General features: G+C 36.6%; 16 protein-coding genes. 8 read left to right on the forward strand and 8 right to left on the reverse strand.

Annotation, left to right across the window (positions count from 1 at the left end; all coding sequences use genetic code 11):
* Window positions 1–219: 219 nt before the first annotated feature.
* From GUB10_RS12405 to dinB, 4 genes are all read right to left on the reverse strand, one after another.
* Window positions 220–519 (reverse strand): HigA family addiction module antitoxin, encoded by a 300-nt coding sequence (locus tag GUB10_RS12405; RefSeq protein WP_193711775.1) that lies wholly within the window; start codon window positions 517–519, stop codon window positions 220–222.
* Window positions 520–536: 17 nt separating this feature from the next.
* Window positions 537–818 (reverse strand): type II toxin-antitoxin system RelE/ParE family toxin, encoded by a 282-nt coding sequence (locus GUB10_RS12410; protein WP_193711776.1) that lies wholly within the window; start codon window positions 816–818, stop codon window positions 537–539.
* 324 nt (window positions 819–1,142) lie between these two features.
* Window positions 1,143–4,115 carry a DNA polymerase III subunit alpha gene (locus tag GUB10_RS12415; RefSeq protein WP_227740390.1) on the reverse strand — a complete coding sequence of 991 codons (2,973 nt, stop codon included), beginning with the start codon at window positions 4,113–4,115 and terminating at the stop codon, window positions 1,143–1,145.
* Window positions 4,115–5,332, reverse strand: coding sequence for a DNA polymerase IV (gene dinB / locus GUB10_RS12420; RefSeq protein WP_193711881.1), 1,218 nt, complete (start codon window positions 5,330–5,332; stop codon window positions 4,115–4,117). Before dinB ends, GUB10_RS12415 begins: the two co-directional genes overlap by 1 nt.
* A gap of 216 nt (window positions 5,333–5,548) precedes the next feature.
* Between dinB and GUB10_RS12425 the strand changes: the two genes are divergently transcribed.
* Both GUB10_RS12425 and GUB10_RS12430 read left to right on the forward strand, forming a co-directional pair.
* Window positions 5,549–6,100, forward strand: a complete 552-nt coding sequence (locus tag GUB10_RS12425; RefSeq protein WP_193711777.1) for a hypothetical protein — start codon at window positions 5,549–5,551, stop codon at window positions 6,098–6,100.
* Entirely contained in the window at window positions 6,101–6,520 is a 420-nt protein-coding gene (locus tag GUB10_RS12430) for a hypothetical protein (RefSeq protein WP_193711778.1), read from the forward strand.
* Window positions 6,521–6,531: 11 nt separating this feature from the next.
* Here the strand turns inward: GUB10_RS12430 and GUB10_RS12435 are convergent, their stop codons facing one another.
* On the reverse strand, window positions 6,532–7,230 hold the full coding sequence (locus GUB10_RS12435) for an arylesterase (protein ID WP_193711779.1): 699 nt from the start codon (window positions 7,228–7,230) through the stop codon (window positions 6,532–6,534).
* A gap of 72 nt (window positions 7,231–7,302) precedes the next feature.
* Here GUB10_RS12435 and GUB10_RS12440 point away from each other — a divergent pair, with 72 nt between their 5' ends.
* The 3 genes from GUB10_RS12440 (at window position 7,303) to GUB10_RS12450 (ending at window position 11,301) form a co-directional block, all read left to right on the forward strand.
* On the forward strand, window positions 7,303–7,989 hold the full coding sequence (locus tag GUB10_RS12440) for an ABC transporter ATP-binding protein (protein WP_193711780.1): 687 nt from the start codon (window positions 7,303–7,305) through the stop codon (window positions 7,987–7,989).
* A complete protein-coding gene (locus GUB10_RS12445) occupies window positions 7,989–10,538 on the forward strand; it encodes an ABC transporter permease (RefSeq protein ID WP_227740392.1) in 2,550 nt (849 codons plus the stop codon). The genes GUB10_RS12440 and GUB10_RS12445 overlap by 1 nt, the downstream gene beginning before the upstream one ends.
* A 169-nt stretch (window positions 10,539–10,707) precedes the next feature.
* Complete coding sequence (locus tag GUB10_RS12450; RefSeq protein ID WP_193711781.1) at window positions 10,708–11,301, forward strand: hypothetical protein; 594 nt, start codon at window positions 10,708–10,710, stop codon at window positions 11,299–11,301.
* An 18-nt stretch (window positions 11,302–11,319) separates the two neighbouring features.
* On the opposite strand, the gene GUB10_RS12455 is transcribed toward GUB10_RS12450, so the two are convergent.
* Window positions 11,320–12,468: an MFS transporter gene (locus GUB10_RS12455; RefSeq protein ID WP_193711782.1), complete on the reverse strand. Its 1,149-nt coding sequence runs from the start codon at window positions 12,466–12,468 to the stop codon at window positions 11,320–11,322.
* Between the two features lie 80 nt (window positions 12,469–12,548).
* Window positions 12,549–13,931 (reverse strand): MATE family efflux transporter, encoded by a 1,383-nt coding sequence (locus GUB10_RS12460; protein WP_193711783.1) that lies wholly within the window; start codon window positions 13,929–13,931, stop codon window positions 12,549–12,551.
* Between the two features lie 298 nt (window positions 13,932–14,229).
* Here GUB10_RS12460 and GUB10_RS12465 point away from each other — a divergent pair, with 298 nt between their 5' ends.
* From GUB10_RS12465 to GUB10_RS12475, 3 genes are all read left to right on the forward strand, one after another.
* A complete protein-coding gene (locus GUB10_RS12465) occupies window positions 14,230–14,463 on the forward strand; it encodes a cation transporter (protein WP_193711784.1) in 234 nt (77 codons plus the stop codon).
* A gap of 21 nt (window positions 14,464–14,484) precedes the next feature.
* Window positions 14,485–15,168, forward strand: a complete 684-nt coding sequence (locus GUB10_RS12470; protein WP_193711785.1) for an aspartate/glutamate racemase family protein — start codon at window positions 14,485–14,487, stop codon at window positions 15,166–15,168.
* A gap of 335 nt (window positions 15,169–15,503) precedes the next feature.
* Window positions 15,504–15,998, forward strand: coding sequence for a MepB family protein (locus tag GUB10_RS12475; RefSeq protein ID WP_193711786.1), 495 nt, complete (start codon window positions 15,504–15,506; stop codon window positions 15,996–15,998).
* Window positions 15,999–16,169: 171 nt separating this feature from the next.
* Here the strand turns inward: GUB10_RS12475 and serA are convergent, their stop codons facing one another.
* A complete protein-coding gene (gene serA / locus GUB10_RS12480; protein ID WP_193711787.1) occupies window positions 16,170–18,062 on the reverse strand; it encodes a phosphoglycerate dehydrogenase in 1,893 nt (630 codons plus the stop codon).
* Between the last annotated feature and the right edge of the window lie 237 nt (window positions 18,063–18,299).

An 18,299-nucleotide genomic window follows, 5' to 3' on the forward strand; every position in this document is an offset into this window, starting at 1 on the left:
CTTTTTATTCATATTAGATGCTGAAATAAATCAGCATGACGTAATTCCAGTCATCCTGTCCCGAAAGCTTTCTGAAAAGCATGAGGTGGTATTTGTCAACCTGAACTTATTTCAGGTTCTAACATCCTGGTCACCTATTAAAAATCGAGACAGGTTCTAATGTAGATTCTGAGTAAACACGTTACTTATCTCAAATTCAATTATAATCTTTTCAAAATTTTAGCTGTTAGACTGAATTAATGGTTTAATGTTATTGAATTCTTTTTCCTTGAGAGATTTTTCTCCTTCTAAATCATAATCATCCTGTAAGCCTAACCAGAACTTAGCAGTTGTTCCAAAATATTTGGAAAGTCGAAGAGCTGTATCTGCAGTCACCCTTCTTTTCTTTTTTATAATTTCACTAATTCTTGTCTGTGGAATAAATGTCTCCTTAGATAGTCGGTAAGCACTTATTTCCATCGGATCTAAAAACTCTTCTTTTAAAATTTCTCCGGGATGTATATTAGCTAGCTTTTTCATATTTCTTCTATTTAATCCTAATGGTAATCAACAATTTGAATTTCAATTGCATTGTCATTTTTCCATTTAAAAATAACTCTCCATTGCTTATTAATTCTAATACTGTAAAAACCCTCTAGATTTCCCATCAACTTTTCTAAATGGTTAGCTGGCGGAATTCTTAAGTCGTTTATATTTTGAGCATTATTAATCATTCTTAATTTTCTTCGGGCTACATTTTGAATATTGGCAGGCAGTTTTCTTGACTGAGTTCCAATCCAAATTTTTTCGGCTTCTTTGTCGGCAAATGATTTGATCACAAGCAATTCCGATTTACGTTACTAACGCCAAAGATAAGTAAAATTAAAATATGAAACAGCCCAAAAATTATGCGACATAATTTTGGGCTGTTTCACGGAATGTAAATAGAATAGACTGAAGCAAACTAGAAAGCTATAGCTTTAGGGACCGGCCTACCGAAAATTAATCGTGAAATTTGAAGTGAGATGTCGTCTAAATTTTATGCTGTTTGAGCGAAACGCCTTTTCTAACATTTCTTATTATTTCCGCGAGTTCAGAAAATTTAGACATCGAACAAAAAATTTAGATTCATTTTAGTAAGCCAAGATTTTTTAATATTGATTCTAAGAAAACTGATACCCCACCAATCTGGGATCGGTTAAGGTGTCCTGTCGTTGCAGCCATTTTATGCTGATAGAAATATAGTCAAGGTCGTTATTTACCCTGCCGTAGCATTTATAAATTCCTTTGCTTCGCAATGGATATTTTTCTGCAGTAGCCGGAAATTGAACCGTATCAAAAACATTGCCCTCTATATCAAAAAAAGTCCCGAAATACATATATTTCCCGTTAGAAGTCCCGGTTTTTTTAGCAGTGATTAGCGCACCATAAATCAATATTTCTTTACCTACACAATACTTTAAATCTTTTGCCCTTACCGATTTCTCGATAGGGTTTTTAAGCAATTTAAAATGAGAACAAAGCGGAAAACCCAATAATTCCATCTGGTCAAAAGCTTCTATTAATGTTGAATATTCAAACTTCGGAAGCTCAAAATCCCGATGGGAAATATTAAATAACTTTTCTTGTTTAGTTACCGGTTTAGAAGCATTCAACTTAAAATGAGCTTTCCACAGTAAATGATGCTTATCTGTTTTTGTAAACCTAAATGCATCTATTTTTAACAAAATACTAAGCTGTTCTATAGAAATAGAAACCCGGTCTATAAAATCATCAAACGATTTAAAAACACCAAAAAACTGACGATTCTCCAGGATTTGCTGTACGGTTTTAGTCTCCAACTCTTTGATATAGCCTAATCCTAAATAAATATCTTTTCCAAAAATACTGTTGGGGTGATCACTCTTATTAATACAGGGCGGGTGCACTCTCCCACCGCATTTTCTAATTTCCTGGATATAAGTTTCTACATCATAAAATCCGCCGCCATTATTAAGTGCAGCTACCATAAATTCTAGCGGAAAATACTTTTTTAAATATAAACACTGGTAACTTTCTACCGCATAAGAAGCCGAATGTCCCTTGGGAAATGCATACCCTGCAAAAGAGGAAATTTGTTCCCAAACCTCATCAATAATTTTTTTATCATAGCCTTTTTGCTTGCAGTTATCCCTAAATTTTGCTTCTATTCGTTGCATCTGGCCTTTAGAAGTTTTCTTCCCGCTCATTCCCCGGCGCAAAACATCGGCATCTTCAAAACTAAGTCCGGCGAATTTATGCGCTACTTTCATCACATCTTCCTGGTAGACCATAATTCCATAAGTATCTTCCATAATTTCCAACATTACGGGGTGTCCCTGTTTTCTACGTTTAGGATCGCGATGCCGTTTTATATATTCTTCTTTCATACCACCACTGGAAATCCCGGGCCTGATAATAGAACTGGCAGCCACCAGATTCAGATAATTGTCGGTTTGCAGTTTGGTAAGTAAGCCACGCATTGCAGGGGATTCAACATAAAAAACCCCCATACAATCCCCGGTTTTTAATAGTCTATTAATTTCAGGATCTTCTTTAAAAACATCAACATTCTCAATATCCTCAATTTCAGCATTTGGTTGATTCTCCTTTATAATTTCAATAGCATCAGTAATCTTCGAGAGACCGCGTTGGGCAAGAATATCAAATTTATGAATCCCCACTTCTTCCGCGATATTCATATCTATCTGAATGGTTTCAAAACCTTTGGGTGGTAAAAAAGTGGCGGCATAATTATAAACACTGTCATTCAAGATTAAAATTCCACCGGAATGCACACTTAAGTAATTAGGAAAACCCTCAATTAAAGTACTATAGCGAAGTACCAATTTCTCTAATTCATCTAACTCACCTGGACTAAAAAAACCTGCCGAAAGTTTATCAATATTTTCTTTAGGCAAACCAAAAACCTTCCCCAGTTCCCGGGCTACGGCCTTACGTTTAAAGGTCACGTAGGTTCCCATAAGGGCAGTGAATTCATATTTTTTAAAGATAAACCGGGTAACTTCATTGCGGTCTTTCCAGGAGAAATCTATATCAAAGTCGGGCGGCGAACTCCTGTTTTCATTAATAAAGCGTTCAAAATAAAGATCTAGCTCAATAGGATCTACATTGGTGATTCCAATAATGTAGGCAATAATAGAATTGGCACCACTGCCCCGCCCTATAAATGGAAAATTCTGTGACCGGGCGTAACTTACAATGTCATAATTAATTAAGAAATAAGAAACAAAACCTAATTTAATAATAGCACTCAGCTCCTTTTCTATTCGTTGTAAGACCTTTTCATTGGCAGCGGGATATCGTTTTGGTAAATTTTTATCACATAATTCTCTTAGTCTGGCCACATCAGCTTCAAGGCTTTCTCCTGAAACCCGTAAATTTCGATTTTGGGTTTTTCCGAATTTAAAATCTACCCGGCAGGCATTCACCAATTCTCGTGTGTTCTCTAAAATATGCTGAAAATCTTCAAATTCTGAAGCGATAACTTCCGAAGGCATCATTTGGTGAGAAAAAGAACCCTGTTCGCTTTTGGGAAGTCGGCTAAGCAATATATTATTATCTATGGCACGCAACAATCTATGCGCGTTATAATCTTGCTTATTTCTAAAACTCACACTTTGTTGTAAGACAAGTTTATCTTGATATTCCAGGTATTTTGAGAATTTTAGCTTCCGCAGGCTTTCTACAGAAATACCTATAAACTCATTATTTCTGAAACTTGTCTTTTTGTTTGCCACTACTTTTTCGAAAGGATAAATAATAAAACAATCAGGCAATTCGGGGGCTTCAGGTTTAAACTCTTTTTTTGAATGAAGTTGCTTCGACAAATGTTCGTTTAACTGCCTGAAACCTTCATTGTTTTTGGCAAGGCCTATATATTGTTGTTGGGCTGCATTTCTAAAATCTATTCCCAATATTGGCTTTATGCCATATCCTGAAGCAATTTTTATAAAATTAAGGCAGGCTGAAGTATTGTTGATATCGGTAAGGGCTATAGCTTCAACTTTAAATTTACAACCCAACTCACAGAGCTTTTCTACCGAAAAAGTCCCGTAGCGTAACGAATACCAGGTATGGCAATTTAGATAAATCATTATTGTTTTCTGTGGGCCAGCACAATTGGCGGCTCGCCGTTAAACGGATTTCCCATACGCCCAATGGTTTTTGTACCCATGGTAACTGCTCGCATCACGCTGTGTTCGCCAAAGCGCTCTCTAATTTTATCTAGAGAGTTATATAAATTCAGCATCTCTTCCGAATCATCAAACAGGTTAATTTGGTAATTCCCACCCGCGAGACCGCTAAATTTTACACCTATTAACCTAATCAATAACCTACGCGAATAGAGTTGTTTAAAAAGCATTTCGACTTTAGGAATTAGAATATGGTCGGCACTGGTATAAGCTATTTTTGCCTGTTTGGAATGTGTTTGATAATCTGAATACCTAATCTTTACACTTATTAAACTGGTAAGCTTATTACCGCGTCTTAATTGGTACGCCAAACTCTCTGCCATTGCCACCAAAGTTGCATGTAGGCGTACCATATCTATAGTGTCCCGCCCAAAAGTGCGCTCGGTAGAAATAGATTTTCTTTCGTGATATGGAATAATAGGTGTATTGTCAAGGCCATTAGCACGTTTCCAAATAGTTCGCCCGGCTTTCCCCAGAACACTTTCTAGCATTTGTACCGGCATTTCCTGTATGGTTTTTATCTCCCTAACCCCTAAATTCAATAGTTTTTGAAAGGTTTTATTACCAACCATGGGAATTTTATTTACGCTTAATGGTGCAAGAAAGGTCTTTTCATTTCCATGCGGAATTACAATTTCGGCATTAGGTTTGGCTTCTCCCGTGGCAATCTTGGAAACCACTTTGTTTTGTGAAAGCCCAAACGAAATTGGCAGTCCACTTTCCTTTATAATAGTTTGTCTTAATTCGTGAGCAAATTGATTAATACCGAAAAACTTATCCATCCCACTTAAATCGGCATAAAATTCATCTACGCTGGCTTTTTCAAAACTGGGCACTTTACTTTTAATAATTTCCGTTACTTCTTTAGAGTATTTGGTATAGGTACTTGCATTCCCCTTAATTACTGTAGCCTGTGGGCAAAGTTGTCGGGCTACCTTCATAGCCATCCCGGAATGTACTCCAAATTTTCGGGTTTCATAACTACACGCGGCCACTACCCCACGGTCTCCCATTCCACCAACAATAAGAGGTTTGTTTTTTAGTTCAGAATGTTGTAAACGCTCTACCGAAACAAAAAATGTATCAAGGTCCAGATGTAAAATAGACTTATTTTTCATATTTGGATTATTTCCTTTTAATAGGATATTTTCCAAAATTATAAAATATTTAGACTCAAAATAACTAGCTTACGTTAAATTTTAAAAAAGAATTTTTAGCCCTTATAATTCTAAATAAATCAAAACAAAAGCACTTTTATTATCAAAATCTAACAAACTAAATCTTACATATTTACTAAGTTTGGCAACTTAAAAATTTAAGCTAAAGTCTGAGGTATGACGAGAATATTCCGAAGATTATCTTTCTTTATTCTAATATTGATGCAGTTTGCATTTTTGTCTGCTATATTTTTTGATAAGATGAATGCGCCCTTGATACTCCTTTTTCTTGGGATAATTTCGGTATTAATAAGTCTTGCTTATTTTAAAGCACCACGCGAAGAAGAAAGGTATTTAACAAAAGACCTTTACCTTATCATTTTTGCCGTATCTGGTGCTGTAAGTACATTTTTTATAAACACCGGACTTAAGTTTGGGCCGGTGATCGCCGCCGGATTTATAGGAACCATAGCTTCTTTTATACCAGTAATAAACCGCAAGTCAAATCTCTTAAAAGAGGCTCCTGCAGCCGTTTATTGTGGTGCTTTTGTGGGAATGACTTCTACAAGTGTAGCCCCTAATCTAAAATTTATTTTACTGGCAGGGATTATTGCGGGTAGTATTCTTATTCTTTCTAAAAACATTTTTAACGGTTTGGGAGGTAAATTAGGGACCATCGCTTTTGGTAGTATTGCCATTACCTCTGTTATTTTATATCTCTTATTTTAGATGGAAATACTCATTCTCTTTATCACCGGTATTATCTCTGCCCTTCTTACATATATTGTAAATAATAAACACAGGCAGGGTGCAGTAAGAGCTTCAGCAGGATTATCACTACTTGTGGGGTTATTTTTCTATTTCTTTCCTGAAATTTTCAGTCCGTATTTAACTAAAAATATCCCTATTGTTTTTATTGGCGCCACTTTTATAGGAATGGTTTCTTCTAAAATACTGCCCAGTTATTTATTGGTAGGATTTTCTGGTTTTATTTTTTCAATAATCTATTTAAATGCAAGTCCGTTTTTTAAAGGATATGGAGGTGCATTGGGCACTACCGCATCTATTTCTGTATTGGTTTCTTTAAGCCTGGCAGTGGTTTCAAGAAGTGAGAAGCTACCCTGGCGCAGGAATAAAAAACAACAATAAAAATTTAATATCTAAACTTGTTTTTTCTTAATTACTTTCTCCAAAACGCTCCACACATTTTTAGCCACAACCTTATAACCTTCAGCCGTTGGGTGAATCCCATCTTGCTGGTTTAACTTTGGGTCTCCGGCCACCCCTTCAAGAAGAAACGGAATAAGTGCTACATTGTTTTTTTGGGCCAGTTCGGGGAAAATGTTTCTAAATTCTGAAGTATACTCTTCTCCCATATTTGGAGGAATTTGCATTCCGGCCAACACAATTTTAGTATCAGGATTTTTCTCTTTTACGGTGTTTATAATATCCTGAAGATTCTTACGGGTTTCTTCTAAAGGAATTCCGCGTAAACCATCATTGGCTCCAAGTTCTAAAACAAAAACATCTACATCCTGATTTAAAACCCAATTGATCCTGTTTTTCCCACTAGCAGTAGTTTCCCCACTTAATCCTGCGTTTATCACCTCAAAATCATAATCCAGCGAATCCAACCTGTTTTGAATAAGGGCCGGAAAAGCCTCAGAAGGCTCTAAACCCATTCCTGCTGTTAGGCTGTTTCCAAAGAAAAGAATCACGTTTTTTTCACTTGTCTGAACTTCAGTTTCAGTTTGAACTTCTTCAGCAGTATTTTCACCTGATTTCTTATCGGTATTTTCTCCGCATGAAGACAGAATAAATACCGATAAAATCAAGTAGTAACGAACCAATTTTCTCATAGCAACAGTCTTTATAATCAAATGATTTCCTTATTTTGCCTTAATTCAAAAAAGACAATAATAAGTTCTAAGATGGCAAAGATATTAAACGTTCGCAACCTGGAGAAAAGCTATTCCAGCGGATCTAAAAAACTAAAAGTATTACAGGATATCAACTTTGAAGTTGAAGAACAAAAAACCTTTGCTATTGTTGGACCTTCTGGAAGCGGCAAAACCACCCTTCTTGGGCTTTGTGCCGGCTTAGACAGTCCCGATGCCGGTTCTATTAATTTATGCGGAAGCGAACTTAGCACCCTGGGTGAAGATAAAAGAGCGCTTTTGCGCAACCAACATATTGGATTTGTATTTCAGGATTTTCAATTACTTCCTACGCTTACGGCATTAGAGAATGTGGCCGTGCCACTAGAACTGCAAGGCAACAAAAATGCTTCTAAAACAGGAAAGGAGTTATTGAGAAAAGTAGGTCTGGGCGATCGCATACACCACTATCCCTCCCAACTCTCGGGCGGAGAACAACAAAGAGTGGCTTTGGCACGCGCTTTTTCTACACGACCTTCTATTTTATTTGCAGATGAACCTACCGGAAACCTTGATGCTGAAACAGGTGAAAAAGTAGAGCAATTACTTTTTGACCTCAACAAGGAAGCAGGAACTACGCTAATTATCGTTACCCACGATCTTGAGCTGGCAGAGAAAACCCAGCATATTATTAGACTTAAAGGAGGCAGAATTATTGAAAACCGGGAAAAACAAGTGTAATGAGCAACAACAAAACTTATAAACCGGGTTTTCCCTGGCTCATAAAAATGGCTTGGCGCGATGGTAAAGCCAGTGCCAGAAAGTTATCTCTTTTTATGGCTTCTATCGTGCTGGGAATCGCTGCGGTAGTTTCAATTCAATCTTTTGGTGAAAACTTAAAAGACAATATCGCCCTACAGTCTAAAGCGCTAATGGGTGCCGATTATAAAATAGATAGCGATAAACTACCCAATGAACGAGTTATACAAATTATGGATTCTCTGGGAGGCCCCAAAGCCCGTGAGATCAAATTTGCTTCTATGGCCGCTTTTCCGCAAAGCGAAGCCACAAAATTAATGCAGGTTAGAGGCATTGAAGGCGGTTTTCCTTTTTATGGCGAACTGGAAACCCGGCCCGTAGATGCCGCAAAAACTTATCAGGAAAAAGAAGCTGCTTTGGTTGATGCTACCGTAATGCTTCAATTAGGCATAAAACCGGGCGATAGTATAAAAATTGGTAAAATAACTCTACCTATTGCCGGGGCTTTAAATAAAGTACCCGGAAGTGCGGCTATTTTTAGCTCGGTAGCGCCACCGGTGCTTATTCCTTATAAATTCATTGAAGCATCGGGTTTGGTACAAACCGGTAGCCGCATAGATTATGAATTCTATTTTACAGCGCCTCCCACTACCGATATGGAAAAATTGGATGAAACCCTGGACCCCATGCTCGATGCCCAGGACGCCGATTTAGATACACATACCTCAACAAGTGACAGGCTGGGAAGACGATACGCAAACTTTGGAAAATTCCTTAACCTGGTGGCTTTTATAGCATTGTTACTGGGGTGTGTAGGAATTGCAAGCGCTATACATATTTATATAAAAGAAAAATTACGCGCTGTAGCCGTCTTAAAATGTTTGGGAGCCAGTAAAAAGCAAACTTTTCTAATTTATCTTTTACAAGTAGCTTTTATAGGATTCATTGGTGGGGTTTTAGGAACAATACTAGGCCTTATACTCCAGCAATTATTCCCCTGGCTTTTAGAAGGATTACTTCCAATAGATGTAGCGATTAACTTTTCTTTTCCGGTGATTATCATGGGGATTTTACTTGGCGTCTTTATGTCGGTTTTATTTGCTCTTTACCCTTTAATCGGGACGCTTTATATCTCGCCCTTACAGGCATTACGTGTGGTAAAAGAGGAGACCAAAAAATCGCGTAGGGCAATTATCCTGGTTTCTTTAGGCATCTTTTTATTCATCTTTTTGTTTTCGCTTTGGTTATTAGAAGACTGGAAATATTCCCTGAGTTTTGTAGGTGGTATTTTAATCACCTTTTCTATACTTGCCGGGGTAGCTTACTTATTTATGCAAGCACTACGCAAATATTTCCCACATAAATGGGGATTTGTAGCAAGACAAAGTTTGCTAAACCTCTTTAGACCCCAAAACCAAACCCTAACCCTCGTACTGGCCATTGGAGTAGGTACTTTTTTAATAAGTACCTTATATTTTACTAAAGATCTCTTACTGGCCCAGGCTTCTATAGAATCTCAGGCCAACAGTCCTAATATGATTCTTTTAGATGTACAAAGTGATCAGCAGGAAGCAGTAGCCCAAACAATAAAGGCTCAGGAATTACCGGTTTTAAACAATATTCCTATTGTGACTATGCGTGTACAGAACATCGCAGGGAAACCGGTTAATGAGATAAGGAAAGACACTAGTTCTCAAATTAACAGATGGGTTTTAAACCACGAATTCCGCGTTACCTACCGTGATTCTCTAATTACTTCTGAAAGTATTGAAAGTGGAAAATGGACGACAGAAGCAGGTGATATTAATCCTGTGCCGATTTCCATAAGTAATAATTTTGCCGAAGATGCTAAAGTTGGCGTTGGAGATGAGCTGGTCTTTAATGTGCAGGGTGTTTTGCTAAATACGGTTGTAGGAAGCGTTAGAACAGTTGACTGGTCACGAATGCAATTAAATTTCTCCCTGGTATTTCCCAATGGTGTATTAGAAGATGCCCCACAATTTCACGTGCTAACCACCAAAGTCCCCGGAGAAGAAGAATCGGCTCAATTACAGCAGGAATTGGTTAAAAAGTTCCCCAATGTTTCCATTATAGATCTTCGGCAGGTGCTAAGTGTTATAGAAGATATTTTAGGCAGAATTTCATGGATCATTAATTTTATGGCATTTTTTAGTATTCTCACAGGTGTTATTGTGCTTTTGGGTGCAATAAGGACCAGTAAATATCAGCGTATTCGGGAAAGTGTGCTGTTGCGTACGCTAGGTGCAAAAGGCAAACAAATCCTGAATATTAATGCTTTAGAATATATTTATTTGGGCCTGCTTGGGGGGCTTTCCGGAGTACTCTTGTCGCTACTTGGCAGTCAACTACTGGCCTGGTTGGTCTTTGAATCAGCATTTACGCCGTCGTTATTTCCATTTTTAGTCTTATTTCCGGGAATTGTTTTATTGGTATTAATTATTGGTTTAAGTAATAGTTTGAGCGTAATTAGAAAACCACCTTTAGAAGTTTTAAGAAAAGAAGTAAGCTAAGCTACCTGGAAGCATTACATTAAAATTATCGAGTAAAATTTATATCTTTAGCTGAATGGAATATAAAGAAGGGAATTATAAATAGTCTACAAGTGAATATTTTACACCTTAGACGCTGAAAAAAATTCGGCATAACACCATAAAAAATATAAATTAAAATCTGTTTACTATGAAGAATCTACTTTTTGCCCTACTAGGTCTGGCTTTCGGTTTTCAGGGAATAGCCCAGGAAAAATATCTTTCTAAAGAAATTCAAATAAAAATGGCAGGTTTGGCTGCGCCCGAAGAAGATAGGGCTAACATTACTGTTTACGGATATGATAAAGAAGGAAAAGTAGTTTTACTAAAAGAAGGAAGCAACAACCTGGTTTGCATTGCAGACGACCCTGGCATGAATGGTATTTCAGTAAGTTGTTATAATAAAAAACTTGAGCCGTTTATGTCTCGCGGCAGAGAATTAAAGGCTGAAGGAAAAGATATGATGGAGCGTCGTGCTATACGACAAAAAGAAGTAGAGAGCGGCAAACTAAAAATGCCCGATGGGCCAAGTATGACTTATATACTTACCGGAAAGGAGGCGAATTTAAATCGCGAAACCGGGGAACTTAAAGATGCAAAATTACGCTATGTAATTTATATGCCTTATGCTACCACAGAAGAGACAGGGCTACCAGATAAGCCACACACTCCCGGAATGCCATGGCTTATGGACCCAGGAACCCACCGCGCTCATATTATGATTACCCCGGCAGATAAAAATTAGACATTTCTATTGAAAAACTTATTCCTGAATATTCGCCTCTTTATATTTAAAAAAGAGCCGCGAAATAGGAATAAGCATTAATGCTGAAGTAAAGAATAGGATAAAAGATATTTTTAAGTTAAAAATATGTGCCAAATAACCCACAAGTGGTGGGCCTAAAAGCATTCCCACAATAGCATACGTACTAATAATAGAAATAGCCATTCCCGGCGAATATTTTTTAGAGGTGCCGGCCAGGAGAAAGGTCATGGGGATTACTGAGGCAACTCCTATCCCAACTAAACAAAATCCGATTATTGCGGGCCAAAAATAAGGAAATACTACCATAAGCAAAACCCCCAGGCAGACCAGGCTGGCACTTATTAAATAATTCTTTTTCATTCCTATTTTTTCCACAATCCTATCAGAAAAAAAACGGGAAAGAGCCATAAAAACCATAAATATTAAATAACCAAGGGTAAACACATCTTCTTTTACCACTTCTTTAAAGTAAACACCGCTCCAATCAAACATTCCACCTTCGGTAATTGCGGCGAGAAAAACTATAAAGCCAAGATACATGGTAGGCTTATCCGGTTTTCCGAGTCGGAGTTTATTTCCCTGGCTAGACCTATCTTTTTTCAGTAAAAATGAGAAAGCTGCAAAAGCAAGAAGAAGCGTAAAAATAGCTACAGCAGGTAAATGTTTATAAATAGGAACTTCCAATTTCACCAGTAAAGTAGAAAGCGCAACTCCTAAAAGTCCGCCACTACTCCAAAGCCCATGAAAAGAACCTATAATTTTTCTTTTAAAGGCTTTTTGTAAGGTGATAGATTGAGTATTGATGGCAATATTAAAAATCCTCATTGAAAAAGCGAAGAAAAAGATCCCCGCGATAAGCAGAACAAGTTTATGGGCCAACCCAATAAGAACAAGCGAAATGGCCAAAAAAATATAGGAAACCATTAAGGGATATCTACTTTCAAAACGCGACACCAGCCATCCTGAAACCGGAAGCCCAATAAGAGAGCTAATGGGCATCACCATTAGTAAGTTTCCTAATTCTGCTTCGTTAAGGTCGAATGCCATTTTAATAGTAGGAATTCGGGAGGCCCAGGTAGAAAAGCAGAACCCAGATAAGAAAAAATAGGTACTTAAAGCAATTCGTTGTTGAATTTCGACTTTCATTTTTAAAATTTTCAGATATAAAAATTGCCGTTTATTATATTTCAGCAAAAGAAATAAAACTTGTTTTAGCTCACAATAAATTAAAGTTGCCTGTGGCGGTAACGAATAGTCATTAATTTCCAATGTCCCATTTTATAATAAGAAAAAGCCACAATAGCAGCAATAAGATTAGAGATAGGAAAAGCCCACCAAATACCTTCAAAAGAAAGACTGGTATTATTGGATAAAACAAAAGCCATAGGGAAACGAATAATCCAGAGGGCAAAAACCGAAATTAACAAAGAGGCTTTTGTAAATCCGGCACCATTAAACACCCCATTTAACACCTGCTGCACGCCAAGCACACCAAAACTGGGTGCCATAATTTTAATAAATAAAGATCCGTCTCTAATTACACCGGGGTCGTTGGGAACAAAAAATGCGGTAATAGGTTCAGCTAAAAAGAAAAGAATCAAGCCAACGGCGGTTAAGCCAAAAAAAGCAATTTTAGTACTTAAGTTCCCTATTCTTTCGGCACGCTTTATTTTTCCAGCTCCTATATTTTGGCCTACTAAGGTGGTAGTGGCCATGGCAAAACCAAGTGCCGGTACTACAATAAGACTTAATATTCTACTTCCAATACCGTAAGCTGCCACAACTTCACTTCCAAAACTGGTCACCAACATCACCATAACCGTCATTCCCGCTGCCCTGGTAGACATCTCCATACTGGAAGGAATGCCTATATTGAACATTCTTCGTGTCCAGGGGAAATCGAATTTCATCTCGCTAAAATTAATCTTAATCCCTCTTTTACCCCTAAAAAGAATAAGTAAACCGGCCAGTGCCGATAAACCCTGGGTTACAACACTGGCTACCGCAGCCCCGGCCACGCCAAACCCAGGAATAGGGCCAAATCCAAAAATAAATAGCGGATCTAATACTAAATTTAAAAATACCGTAGCCAAAACTACATACATGGGTAAGAGCACATTTCCAATTCCCCGCATTAAAGATTGGAACACATAAAACATAAACAGAAAGATGAAACCCAAAGAAGAAACCTGAAAGTAGCTTACCGAATCACTAAGTATTTCGGGGCCGGCACCTATAAGTTTCATTAGTGGTGTTGAAGAAAAATAGCCCACAATAGCCAACAAAACCGATATAAAAAAGATTACAAAAACCGTTTGCGAAGAACTGTAATTTACCTCAGCCTGGTTTTCGGCTCCTTTATGTTGCGAAACAATTACGGTTCCTGCCAATGTTAAACCGGCACCCAACGAAAGGATTAAAAAAAGGATAGGAAAACTTATACTTACCGCTGCAACGGCATCGGCTCCTAATCTCCCCAACCAAAATGTATCTATTAACTGGTATGCGGTTTGTAATATATTTGCCAATATAATAGGCCAGGCCAAATTAGCCAGAGAGCTAAAAATCTTACCTTCGGTATATTTTATGGGTTGTTTTTTCTTTCGCAATTTCCTGAAAATTTAAGCCTTGCAAGTAAAGAAAAATATCTCCCAACTTAATACTTCAATTTGCTTTTAACCATTTCTTAAAAGTATTTTACTCGATACAAGAGAATTAATGATTTTGTAGCCGTTTTCTACCTTCATTTTTTAAGAAAATCCCGTAAGCTTAGCACGAGCATTTTAAAAACACCCAACAAAAACTTTTTATACTCCAAATATGTGGTAAACTGACATTGCTCATACAAAACCTACTATATACACAGTAAGTTTACCATAGTATGGAAAAGCAAAAAAATGAATTATTATGAAAGCTACAATCTCACTAAAAGAACTCAATTGCAGAAACTGTATAACATACATTACCCAAAGATTGTCTAAAATTAAAGATATTTACGACATCTCGGCTAACGAGAAAGAAGCCAGGGTTTCCTTTATTTATAAAACTGAATTTGCCGCATTGGAGGCTGTAGGTATTTTAAATTCTTTTCGAAAGTCAGAAAATGAAGATCAATGTGACAAAGACCTAAAAATTGCTTAAATTCAGCAAAAACCATGCATTATGAATTTATTGGGAATGATTGGGGGTACCTCCTGGCACTCTACTATAGAATATTACAGGCTTTTAAATGAACTTGTTGGTGTAAAGATTGGCACACAACAAAACCCGCCTTTACTTCTATACAGTCTCAATGTTCAATTAATGCGTGAAAATGATGCTGAAAAAATTAAAAACGCTTATTTAGGTATTGCTAGAAAACTTGAAACGGCAGGGGTTAAAGCTGTAATTATTTGTGCTAATACACCCCATATGGTTTTTGATTTTGTACAACCTAAACTCAATATTCCAATACTTCATATTGCTGATGCTATAGCCAAAGAGGCTAAACAAAAAGGGTTTAAAAAACTAGGGCTTTTAGGCACAAAACCAACAATGCTTGGTAATTTTTTATCGGGCAGATTAAGAGAAGAGCACCAAATAGAAACTTTAATCCCTGGCGATAGTTATATTGATAAAACCCATAGGTTTATTTCAGAAGAACTTACCCAGGGAAAATTCACCGATAAGGCCAAAAACTTCTATTTAGAGCAAATGCAAATACTAAAAGAGCAAGGCGCTGAAGCAATAATATTGGGCTGTACCGAGCTCCCCATGCTTATTAAAGAAAATGATACTGAAATTCCCCTTTTAGACACTACCAGGCTTCACGCAAAAATGGCTACCGAATTTATTTTAAAAAATTAAATGTTTTTAAACCTGAAGCCATAGGGTAAACAACCGCGAGACAAGCCCACGAAGCATTCGTTAAAAACAAATTTTTAATTTCGAGGGGACCTCGAGGTAATATACTTTTGGTGCTGCCAATAAAAAAGGCCCCAACCTGATTTATCCCTACCTAAACCAGATCACGACCTTTTTATCCCAAACAAAATATTATACCAAATTTATCCAGAAAAGAGCCTGGACACAATACCCTAATAAGGGTATATTTTCTTTTTTAAAACAAAATAGACTTACTTTTGGTTCTTCTATAAAACTGATTATTTTAAATATACAGTGAACACCCCTATTTAAATAAAATGGACCAAAATCTCACTCAAATAAAGAAAGAAATTTATGACAGGTGCAATCTTAAAATTTCTGAGTTTAAAACTGAATTAGAAAGCAAAGAATACGATGCCTGTCAATTTAAATTAAACGATCTACATATACTAAGCAGAAACGCGAAAGTTACCCCTAAAAAAGCGGGACAATTTGTGACATTTTGGAAAAGAATTGGTAAGGGACCAATTGAGCCATTTAACCATGATGACAATATTGACTTTTTTGTAGTGAACAGTCGAACCGGTAAAAGGTTTGGACAGTTTGTATTCCCTAGGTCTATTTTGATAAAAAAGGGTATCATCTCAACCAAAACAAAAGAAGGAAAGAGAGCTTTTAGAGTGTACCCTAAATGGGATCTTGTAAGGAGTAAACAAGCCGAAAAAACCCAAAAATGGCAATTAGATTATTTCTATGAAATATACAGCAATACTAATCTTAAAAAAGTAGAGCAATTGTACCGCGCAAAGTAAACTACCTAAAGGCAAGCCTAAGAGGCATTCGTTGGAAATAAATTTTTAATTTCGAGGCAGGTCTGGGAACTTTATATCTGGATCATCGAGTGAAGACCAAAAAGAAATCCCGTGAGTTATTTCTTTTAGTTTGAGAAATAATTCACGGGATCTAACCTATTTAAAAGACTTTTAATATAGAACTCTAAAACGTATGGTTCCTTTAAGACCTTTTAAGTCTTTTATAACCGCTTTATCGTAACGTTTGTCAATATCTGTAATTACATAACCAATGGTCTCATTGGTTTTTAAATATTGACCTTCAATATTAATATCATGCCCGGCAAGAATTCTATTGATTTCCGCTAAAATACCAGGTCTGTTTTCGTGAATATGTATAAGCCTATGTGCATTCTGCAGTACAGGCAACTGTAAATTAGGGAAGTTCACAGAGTTAGTAGTACTTCCGGTATTGATATATTCAATAATTTTTCCCGGAACAAAATTTCCAATATTTTCCTGGGCTTCCAATGTACTACCTCCAATGTGTGGTGTTAAAATTACATTAGGTAAATTCCTTAATTCTGAAACAAATTCTTCATTATTGGTTTTAGGCTCCTGCGGATAAACATCTATACCGGCCCCCATAATTTTACCGGACTCTATATTCTTTTTAAGCGCCTTAATATCTACCACATGCCCACGGCTTAAGTTTATGAAGATCACATTATTCTTCATGTAACCAAATTCCTTTTCCCCAATTAAGTTCTTATTTTCTTTTCTTCCATCTACGTGTAGTGTTACAATATCTACCGTCTCCAAAAGTTCTTTTAAGGAATTGCACTTGGTAACATTACCCATTGGCAACTTTTCTTCAACATCATAGTAATATACATCGAAACCAACAGATTCTGCCATTACAGAAAGTTGTGCCCCAATATTACCATAACCTATAATTCCAAGTTTCTTTCCACGGGTTTCAAAACTATTATTAGCCGATTTATCCCATTTACCTTCATGCATTAACCTCATCTTATCTGGAAGGTTACGCATTAGCAAAATAATCTCCCCTATGGCCAGCTCTACAACCGATCTTGTATTACTGTAAGGTGCATTAAATACCGCGACTCCTTTCTTTAAACAAGCCTGAAGATCTATTTGGTTAGTTCCTATACAAAAGGCTCCTACCGCAATTAAACGGTTTGCATGGGCCAGAACTTTTTCGGTTAAATGGGTTTTAGATCTTATTCCTATAATCGAAACATCTTTTATCTTCTCACAAAGTTCATCTTCATCCATGGCACCGGGATGTACCGTTACATTGTACCCCTCTTTTTTCATAATATCTACCGCGTCTTGATGTACGTTTTCAAGAAGTAAGACATTAATTCTGTTTTTAGGATAAGAGATTGCTTTGTTCATATTGTGTACAAATAAAAATTCGTCTAAACTTGGTGTGATATGGTCTGCTTTTTCAAGAATATTTGCTCTTTCCACATTTTCGGTAAAAGCATAAAACTTATTAGCAAGACCTGCAGCTTTAATTTCGTAATCGGTATAACCATCTCCAATTACATAAACATCACCTTTTAGGTTTAATTTTTTAAGTTGTTCTACTTTCCCGTTATTAGAAGATAGAACATTATTGTGATCAAAACTTATAATATTGCCCTGTTCATCATATTCAAAAGTATTGGCAAATACATTTTCGGGCTTAACACCGTAAGGTGCTACAATAGGCACGATAAATTCTTTAAAACCATTTGAGAGAATATAAATGTTTTCGTGATAATCATTAAAAAACTCCCGGTTTCTAACAAAAGAAGAAGATACCCTTTCTTTTAGATTTTCTACCAAATCTGGTAAATGACTTTTATTGGCTTTTAGTAAACGCAGGCGTTCCACAAGAGATTCTCTAAAAGACATCTCGCCTTTCATTCCCTTATCTGTTAAGGCTTCAACCTCGGCAAGGTTTTTATTTTTATCAGGATCGTTTGCCAGGGAAATCTCGCCTAAAACATCAAGGGCTTCAACCTGGGTAAAGGTGCTATCAAAATCTATTACAAAGTGCTTATTTTCACTCATATTAAAGGTGCTGTAAAATGAACCCTAAAACTACTATTTTTAGTAATCTTATTATACTTATTTCAGGAAAAATACGAAGGGAAAAACCTGGTGATCTATAGATTTTAATATTTCATAATATGCATCAGAATAAAATAAAAAGCTGTTAAAATCCAGAGAATTTTAGCTTATAAAATTGAAGTTTTATTGATTTTTAAAACAAAAAGATTTAATACAAAACCGAAAAATCAAAAATTA

The organism is Salegentibacter sp. BLCTC (assembly GCF_015143665.1).
In the GTDB taxonomy this organism is placed as follows: Bacteria; Bacteroidota; Bacteroidia; order Flavobacteriales; family Flavobacteriaceae; genus Salegentibacter; species Salegentibacter maritimus.

What these genes read in the sequence shown, in the direction of transcription:
- GUB10_RS12425 (WP_193711777.1), top strand. Translation starts at nt 5,549, where the DNA reads ATGACGAGAATATTCCGAAGATTATCTTTCTTTATTCTAATATTGATG.
- dinB (WP_193711881.1), bottom strand. Translation starts at nt 5,332, where the DNA reads ATGAAAAATAAGTCTATTTTACATCTGGACCTTGATACATTTTTTGTT.
- GUB10_RS12470 (WP_193711785.1), top strand. Translation starts at nt 14,485, where the DNA reads ATGAATTTATTGGGAATGATTGGGGGTACCTCCTGGCACTCTACTATA.
- GUB10_RS12450 (WP_193711781.1), top strand. Translation starts at nt 10,708, where the DNA reads ATGAAGAATCTACTTTTTGCCCTACTAGGTCTGGCTTTCGGTTTTCAG.
- GUB10_RS12475 (WP_193711786.1), top strand. Translation starts at nt 15,504, where the DNA reads ATGGACCAAAATCTCACTCAAATAAAGAAAGAAATTTATGACAGGTGC.
- GUB10_RS12440 (WP_193711780.1), top strand. Translation starts at nt 7,303, where the DNA reads ATGGCAAAGATATTAAACGTTCGCAACCTGGAGAAAAGCTATTCCAGC.
- GUB10_RS12455 (WP_193711782.1), bottom strand. Translation starts at nt 12,468, where the DNA reads ATGAAAGTCGAAATTCAACAACGAATTGCTTTAAGTACCTATTTTTTC.
- GUB10_RS12445 (WP_227740392.1), top strand. Translation starts at nt 7,989, where the DNA reads ATGAGCAACAACAAAACTTATAAACCGGGTTTTCCCTGGCTCATAAAA.
- serA (WP_193711787.1), bottom strand. Translation starts at nt 18,062, where the DNA reads ATGAGTGAAAATAAGCACTTTGTAATAGATTTTGATAGCACCTTTACC.
- GUB10_RS12435 (WP_193711779.1), bottom strand. Translation starts at nt 7,230, where the DNA reads ATGAGAAAATTGGTTCGTTACTACTTGATTTTATCGGTATTTATTCTG.
- GUB10_RS12415 (WP_227740390.1), bottom strand. Translation starts at nt 4,115, where the DNA reads ATGATTTATCTAAATTGCCATACCTGGTATTCGTTACGCTACGGGACT.
- GUB10_RS12465 (WP_193711784.1), top strand. Translation starts at nt 14,230, where the DNA reads ATGAAAGCTACAATCTCACTAAAAGAACTCAATTGCAGAAACTGTATA.
- GUB10_RS12430 (WP_193711778.1), top strand. Translation starts at nt 6,101, where the DNA reads ATGGAAATACTCATTCTCTTTATCACCGGTATTATCTCTGCCCTTCTT.
- GUB10_RS12405 (WP_193711775.1), bottom strand. Translation starts at nt 519, where the DNA reads ATGAAAAAGCTAGCTAATATACATCCCGGAGAAATTTTAAAAGAAGAG.